This is a genomic window from Geminicoccus harenae (assembly GCF_019800005.1).
Classification (GTDB): domain Bacteria; phylum Pseudomonadota; class Alphaproteobacteria; order Geminicoccales; family Geminicoccaceae; genus Geminicoccus; species Geminicoccus harenae.
This window is the reverse complement of sequence record NZ_JABGCL010000024.1, coordinates 68260-75471: the sequence shown is the minus strand read 5'-3', so window position 1 is coordinate 75471 and position 7212 is coordinate 68260. Positions and strand designations below refer to the sequence as shown.

The 7212-nt window shown below is 67.4% G+C and carries 4 protein-coding genes and 1 pseudogene; 2 read left to right on the top strand and 3 right to left on the bottom strand.

Annotated features, from left to right (window positions below):
* Together HLA95_RS20060 and HLA95_RS20055 are read left to right on the top strand one after the other, a co-directional pair.
* Window positions 1-122 (top strand): annotated as a pseudogene (locus HLA95_RS20060) (IS5/IS1182 family transposase); the annotation flags it as partial.
* 271 nt (window positions 123-393) lie between these two features.
* A complete protein-coding gene (locus HLA95_RS20055; protein ID WP_191061316.1) occupies window positions 394-2502 on the top strand; it encodes a TonB-dependent receptor domain-containing protein in 2109 nt (702 codons plus the stop codon).
* Window positions 2503-2517: 15 nt separating this feature from the next.
* Here HLA95_RS20055 and HLA95_RS20050 read toward each other — a convergent pair whose 3' ends face one another.
* From HLA95_RS20050 to typA, 3 genes are all read right to left on the bottom strand, one after another.
* Window positions 2518-3033: an NUDIX domain-containing protein gene (locus tag HLA95_RS20050; RefSeq protein WP_191061315.1), complete on the bottom strand. Its 516-nt coding sequence runs from the start codon at window positions 3031-3033 to the stop codon at window positions 2518-2520.
* A gap of 277 nt (window positions 3034-3310) precedes the next feature.
* Window positions 3311-5200, bottom strand: coding sequence for an adenylate/guanylate cyclase domain-containing protein (locus HLA95_RS20045; protein ID WP_222184312.1), 1890 nt, complete (start codon window positions 5198-5200; stop codon window positions 3311-3313).
* Between the two features lie 169 nt (window positions 5201-5369).
* Window positions 5370-7190 carry a translational GTPase TypA gene (gene typA / locus HLA95_RS20040; protein WP_191059067.1) on the bottom strand — a complete coding sequence of 607 codons (1821 nt, stop codon included), beginning with the start codon at window positions 7188-7190 and terminating at the stop codon, window positions 5370-5372.
* Window positions 7191-7212 lie beyond the last annotated feature (22 nt).

Here is a 7212-nt window from a genome sequence, read left to right as displayed (position 1 = left end):
TCGGCTGGATGGTTCGCTGGCGCCGCCTGGTGCGGGACTACGAGGCCAGGCTCGATGTGTCCGAAGCCTTCATCCACGTCGCCATGGGCAGCCTGCTGCTACGCCGCATCAGCCACCCATAGCCATTCTCAAACGGGCTCTTAGCTCGATGTACGAGCCGGAAATGATCCGATCTCCGACGATGCCCATTCTGTGAAATCGTTTTATACGATATAACTGTTGCTCAAATTACTGTTGTTCTAAACAACGTCATTTCAGGTTTACACTCCATCACCTCTCGATCTAGCACACCTGAACACTTAGTTTTTGCTTGCCGCTAGGATGACCCCCGACAGGGTTCACCTCGCGCGTTTCCGCGCGTGCGCGTCCGAGGCGGTATTTCGGGGGGATTCGATGTCGCGCTCGGTGCTGCGTACTTTCTGGTACGCCTCCGTTTCCTGCTTGGCCCTGGCCGGCCAGGCATTTGCTCAATCGGAGTCGCTGGCCGAAGGCGGTGCCGCGGCAGCACCTCAGGCCATGAGCCTGTCGCCGGTCGTGGTCACCGCCTCCGGCTTCGCCCAGGAGATCCAGGACGCCCCGGCCAGCATCTCGATCATCACCCGCGAGCAACTGGAAACGGAGCAGTTCCACGACCTGACCGACGCGCTGCGCGAGGTGCCGGGCGTGGCGGTCACCGGCACCGCCAACGAGCAGGACATCTTCATCCGCGGGCTGCCCGGCGCCTACACGCTGATCCTGGTGGACGGGAAGCGCCAGAGCACCCGCGACATCCGCACCAACGGCAATGCCGGCTACGAGCAGAACTTCATCCCGCCGCTGGAAGCGATCGAGCGGATCGAGGTGGTGCGCGGGCCGATGTCCTCGCTCTACGGCTCCGACGCGATGGGCGGCGTGATCAACATCATCACCCGCAAGGTCGCGGATGAATGGGGCGGCTCGGTCTCGCTCGACGGCACCCTGCAGGAGGATTCGGATTCGGGCAATTCCGGCCAGGCGCAGGTCTATCTGAGCGGGCCGATCGTGAGCGAGTTGCTCGGCCTGCAGCTCTGGGGCCGGCTCTACGGTCGGGGCGAGGACAAGATCGAGAGCGGCTGGAGCGAGGCCGACGACCATGACCTCGGCGGCAAGCTGACCCTCACGCCCACCGAGAACCAGGACATCGTGCTCACCGGCGGCTACACCCGGCTCGAGCGCAACGCCACCGCCGGCAAGACCGTGGAGGCGGACGGGAACGACACCCGCAGCAAGCAGGACCGCCTGTTCTATTCGCTCAGCCATACCGGCCGCTGGGACTTCGGTACGACCGACCTCTCGATCCTGCAGGAAAAGGCCGAGCGGCGCTCCTGGACCCGCTCGGACGAGGAGGGCTTGGTCCGCAACGCCCGTTCGCCCGAGATCCTGAACACGGTGATCGACGGCAAGGTCCAGCTGCCGCTCGACCTGCCGGTGGTGGGCCTCCATTCGCTGGTGATCGGCGGCCAGTGGATGAGCACCGAGCTGACCGACCAGAACCCGGGCCGGCGCACCGGCCAGGACGAGAAGTTCAAGGTCTGGCAGCAGGCCCTGTTCATCGAGGACGAGTGGCTGGTCACCGACGATTTCTCGCTGACCGGCGGCCTGCGCGTCGACGACCACGAGGTCTATGGCGCGCACTGGAGCCCGCGCGGCTACGCGGTGTGGCACCCGACCGAGATGTGGACGATCAAGGGCGGCGTCTCCACCGGCTTCCGCGCCCCGGACATCCGCACGATCTCGCCGGGCTACGCCTACACCACGGGCGGCGGCGGCTGCAGCTACGGCCCGAACGGCACCTGCGGCGTGATCATCGGCGATCCCGGCCTCGAGCCGGAGAAGAGCACCAGCTACGAGTTCAGCGTCGGCTGGAACAATTTCGCCTGGCTCTCGGCGAACGCGACCTACTTCTACACCGACTTCGAGGACAAGGTCTCGAACGCGCTGGTGCTGGACGAGGACGGCAACCCGGTGCGCTGGCCCGAGGATCCGAACTACCGGCTCTGGTACAGCTACAATATCGACGACGCGGTGATCCAGGGCGTGGAGCTGTCCGCGACGGTCCAGGCGACCGAGACGATCACGTTCACCGGCAGCTACACCTACACCGATTCCGAGCAGAAGACCGGCGCCTATAAGGGCCTGCCGCTGGCGCGCACGCCGGAGCATCTGGCGAACCTGCGGGTGGATTGGACCACGCCGGTCGCGGGCCTGCTCACCTGGGCGCGCGCGGACTACCACGGCAAGGAGCTGAACGCCGGCACGCGGCTAGGCCAGAACGGTGGCGCGATCGAGCGGGACGGCACCGTGGTCGCCCGCGAGTATGACAGCTACCTGACCTTCGACATCGGCGCCAACTACACGCTCACCGAGAACGTGCTGCTGAACTTCGCCGTCTACAATGTCGGCGACGAGCAGCTCGAGCCGGATGCCTACAACACGGTGGGTGACGGCCGCCGGTTCTGGCTCGGGACGACGGTGAAGTTCTGAGGCCTTGAGCGCGGCTCAGGCTGGCGTGCCGGATGACGGCCGCCAGCCGGGCTTCGGGAAGCGGGTGGCGGCCGGGTTGGCGAACAGGTCGGCCGCCATCACCCGTGCCCAGATGCTGAGCTCGACACCTGCCAGCTCGTCCTCCGTGAACCAGCGCAGCTCCGAGGTCTCCTCGCCGTCCGGCCTGGGCGTGCCGCCGACCACCCGTGCCTCGAACCCGGTCGAGACATAGGAAGTCACGTCGCCGTTGGGATAGGTCACACGGTATTGCGGGCCGCCATAGACACCCAGCACCCGGACCAACTCGATCAGATAGCCGGTCTCCTCGAACGCCTCCCGCACGGCCGCGTCCGATGGGCTCTCGTCCGGGTCGACCGCCCCGCCCGGCGTGGACCAGACGCCGTTGTCGATCTGCCGGACCAGCAGGATCCGGTTCCGCTCGTCCCGGATCACCGCCGCCGCCGAGGGCAGCAGGATGAGGTCGCTGCCCAGATGGCTGCGGAGCTTGCGGACATAGTCGGACATCGGCATGGCAGGTGCGGGTCTCCTCGTGTGGCACTGGCACCACCGATGCCACGGACGCGCTGCTGCCGCATCCCTCCCGTTGGAGGGTAGGCAGCCGCTCGAGGCTGCACGGCTGCATATTGCCCAGCGGCATTCGGAGAAAATGCCGCGTCGCTGCGTGCATCAAGTCGTACCGCCGCTGTTCAGGCTCGTCGCGGAGCTGACCGGCCTTTTGACTGCACTCGCCCTGTCGGCCGGAACACTCGACCGTCGGCCGCGGGCGGCCGTTGCCGCCTGAGCGGCCTCAAGCGGCGGAGGGCGGCGCCTCGGCGCGCGACAGGTCGGACAGGAAGCGGCGCATCAGCGGCGAGTTGCCGAAGCGCCGCCCGACCTCTTCCCCGGCCAGCGAAAAGTCGGGCTCGCGCCGGAGCAGCTCGGTCATCGCGGCGCGCGCCTCGTCCGGCCGCTCCAGGCCGACCAGCACCGCGGCACGGATCTTCAGGCAGTCCGGGTCCTGTGGTGCCCGCAACGTGCACTCGGCCAGCACCTCGTCCGCCTCTTCCAGCCGGCCAGCGGCATAGAGTGCCTGGCCATGGATGTAGGCGTAGTATTCGGGTGCGAGGGGATGGAGGCGACGCGCCCGCTCGGCATTCTCGACCGCCTCGTCATAGGCGCCAAAGCGCAGCTGCGCCTTGGCCAGCGCCATCAGGCTGTCCGGATCGCTCCCATTCAGCTCCACCGCCCGCTGCGCCGCGCGCATGGAGCCCTCATACTCGCCGCTGGCCGCCAGCCCGAAGCTCAGCACCTGGTAGGCCAGCGGCAGGTCCGGCTCCAGCCGGATCGCCTCGCGGGCCTCGGCCAGGCCGCGCGCGACCAGTTCGGCCGCGTCGGCGGTGGGCCAGCCGAACTGCTCGGAGATATAGGTGAGGCCGAGATAGGCGCGGGCCGTGGCATAGCGCGGGTCCAGCTCCACCGCCCGCCCGTAGAGGTCCCGCGCCTCCAGCAGTGCTGCCCGGTCCGCACCGCCATGCTTGTGGTGGCCGCGCGCCCGCAGCACGAGGTCGTAGGCCCGCAGGTCCGCGGTCGGGCGGGCCACGGCGGCCGCGGCTTCGCTCTGGCGCACATAGGACACCAGCGAGGAGACGATCCGGGCGGTGAGATCGGCCTGGACCGCGAACACGTCCTCGATGCGCTGGTCGTAGCTGTGCGACCAGAGATGCGTGCCGCTCCGCGCGTCTATGAGCTGCGCCACCACCCGGAGCTGGTCGCCTGCCCGCCGGGCACTGCCTTCCACCACGTATTGTGCACCCAGCCGCTCGCCGATCTCGCGGATGTCGGCCGGCTGGTCGCCCAGCGCGAAGGTCGAGTTGCGCGCGATCACCATCAGCTCGCGATTGCGGGCGAGATTGGCGATGACGTCCTCGGTCAGGCCATCGGCGAAATAGGTCTGGCTCGGCTCGGCGCTCAGGTCGTCGAAGGGCAGCACCGCCACGGTCGGCCGGCTGTCCGCTGCCGTGGCACGCAGCGATCCGGACGTGCTGCCCGCTGCCGGCGGTGCTGCGGCGCGCTCCGTCCAGCTGCCGGCCGCGATGAAGCCCGTGACGAGGATACCAGCGCAAATGCTCGCCAGGACGGTCGGACGTGGCCGGGACCAGGACAGCCGGCGGGCCGGCAGGAGGCGCGCCAGCCCATTGGGCGCCGCCTTGTCCGGGTGCATGGCATAGACCTCGATCGCTTCGGGGATGTTCTTCGCTTGCCGGCGGCCGATTCGCCGGAAGCGGGCGACATGCTCCTTGTCCGCGCTGCGCACGACCGAGGCGCTGGCATAGATGGTGCCGGGCTCGGCCATGGCCTGCAGCCGGTTGGCGACGTTCACCCCGTCGCCGAAGATGTCGCCGTCCTCCTCGATGACATCACCGAGATTGAGGCCGAGCCGAAGGTCCAGGGGGCAGGTGCCGAAGCCCCGCTGGATGTCGATGGCCGCCTCCAGCGCCGCGTTGACGCTGCCGAACGCGGTGAGGAAGCCGTCACCCGTGTACTTGAAGGTCCGGCCGCCATGGCGCTGCACGGCCGGCTCGACGATCTCCCGGAGGGCAGCCCGCAGCTCGCTATAGGTCTGGGCCTCGTCCTCGGCCATGAGCCGGCTGTAGCCGACCACGTCTCCGGCGATGATGGCGGCGAGCTTGCGTTGCATGGCGCTGGCCCATCAGGACGATCTGCGTTCGTCAATATAGGCGATGGCCCGCGGCATTAGTACCGGGTTGCACTGATCAATTACCGCAGCTTCAAGATGGGCTGCACCCCAAACGAATGGAGCGGCCGGCAAGCCGTCCGCTCCATTCCCTCGAACCCGGCGTGCCTGATCAGGCCGCTTCGCTCTGCCTGGACATCCGCTTGCGCTCGTTGCTGTCGAGATAGCGCTTGCGCAGCCGGATCGCCTTGGGCGTCACCTCGACCAGCTCGTCGTCGGCGATGTAGGCGATGGCCTTTTCCAGCGTCATCCGGATCGGCGGGGACAGGTTGATCGCGTCGTCCTTGCCAGCCGCACGGATATTGGTGAGCTTCTTGGTCTTGACCGGATTGACCTCGAGGTCGTTGTCCCGGGTATGCTCGCCGATGATCATGCCGGCATAGAGCTTCTCGCCCGGGTGGACGAACAGGGGGCCGCGCTCGCTGATATAGTTCAGCGCATAGGCCACCGCCTCGCCCTGCTCGCTGCTGATCAGCACGCCGGTATGGCGCTGGGCGATCACACCCTTGAACGGCTCGAAGGCGTGGAAGATCCGGTTCAGCACGCCGGTGCCGCGCGTGTCGGTCAGGAACTCACCGAGATAGCCGATCAGCGCACGCGACGGGCTGTGGAACACCAGGCGCTGCTTGCCGGCACCGGCTGGGCGCATGTCCTTCAGCTCCGAGCGGCGCTGGGTCAGCTTCTCGACGACGATGCCGGAATATTCCTCGTCGACGTCGATGGTGACTTCCTCGATCGGCTCCAGCTTCTGGCCGTTCTCGTCGATCTGCATCAGCACGCGCGGGCGGCTGATCGACATCTCGTAGCCTTCGCGGCGCATCTGCTCGATCAGCACGGCGAGCTGGAGCTCACCACGGCCGGCCACCTCATAGGCGTCCTTGCCGGCAGTCTCGGTGACCTTGATCGCGACATTGCCCTCGGCCTCGCGGCGCAGCCGATCCAGGATCACGCGCGAGGTGACCTTGGTGCCTTCCTGGCCGGCATAGGGGCTGTCGTTGACCGAGAAGGTCATGGCGATGGTGGACGGGTCGATCGGCTGGGCCGGGATCGGCTCGCTGACCGACGGGTCGCACAGCGTGTCGGCCACGGTCGCCTTCTGGATGCCCGCGATCGCGATGATGTCGCCGGCCTCGGCCTCCTCGACCGGGGTCCGCTCCAGGCCACGGAACGCCAGGATCTTGGTGACCCGCGCCTGCTCCAGCAGCTCACCGGTGCGGCTCATCGCCTTGATCGTGGTGTTCGGCCGGATACGGCCGGACGCGATGCGGCCGGTGAGCAGGCGGCCCAGATAGGGATTCACCTCCAGCGTGGTCGCCAGCATCGAGAAGGGCGCTTCCAGGTCCACCTGAGGCGGACGGACATGCGAGACGATCAGGTCGTAGAGGGGAGCCAGGCTCTCGCGCGGCCCGTCCGGATCATGCGCCGCCCAGCCGTTCTTGGCCGAGGCGAACACGGTCGGGAAGTCGAGCTGCTCGTTGCTGGCGTCCAACGCCGCGAACAGGTCGAACACCTCGTCATGCACCTCGTGGGCGCGCTGGTCGGGCTTGTCGACCTTGTTGATGACCACGATCGGGCGCAGGCCGAGGCGCAGGGCCTTGCCCAGCACGAACTTGGTCTGCGGCATTGGGCCTTCCGAGGCGTCGACCAGCAGGACCACGCCGTCGACCATGCCGAGGATGCGCTCGACCTCACCGCCGAAATCGGCGTGGCCGGGCGTGTCGACGATGTTGATGCGGGTGTCCTTCCAGGCGACCGAGGTGCACTTGGCCAGGATCGTGATCCCGCGCTCGCGCTCCAGGTCATTGGAATCCATGGCCCGTTCCTGGACCTGTTGGTTCTCTCGGAACAATCCGGACTGCTGGAGAAGCTTGTCGACCATAGTGGTCTTGCCGTGGTCGACATGCGCGATGATCGCGATGTTACGCAGATCCATGAAACCCTGTGCTCGGCCGTGA

What these genes read in the sequence shown, in the direction of transcription:
- HLA95_RS20045 (WP_222184312.1), bottom strand. Translation starts at nt 5,200, where the DNA reads ATGCAACGCAAGCTCGCCGCCATCATCGCCGGAGACGTGGTCGGCTAC.
- HLA95_RS20050 (WP_191061315.1), bottom strand. Translation starts at nt 3,033, where the DNA reads ATGCCGATGTCCGACTATGTCCGCAAGCTCCGCAGCCATCTGGGCAGC.
- HLA95_RS20055 (WP_191061316.1), top strand. Translation starts at nt 394, where the DNA reads ATGTCGCGCTCGGTGCTGCGTACTTTCTGGTACGCCTCCGTTTCCTGC.
- typA (WP_191059067.1), bottom strand. Translation starts at nt 7,190, where the DNA reads ATGGATCTGCGTAACATCGCGATCATCGCGCATGTCGACCACGGCAAG.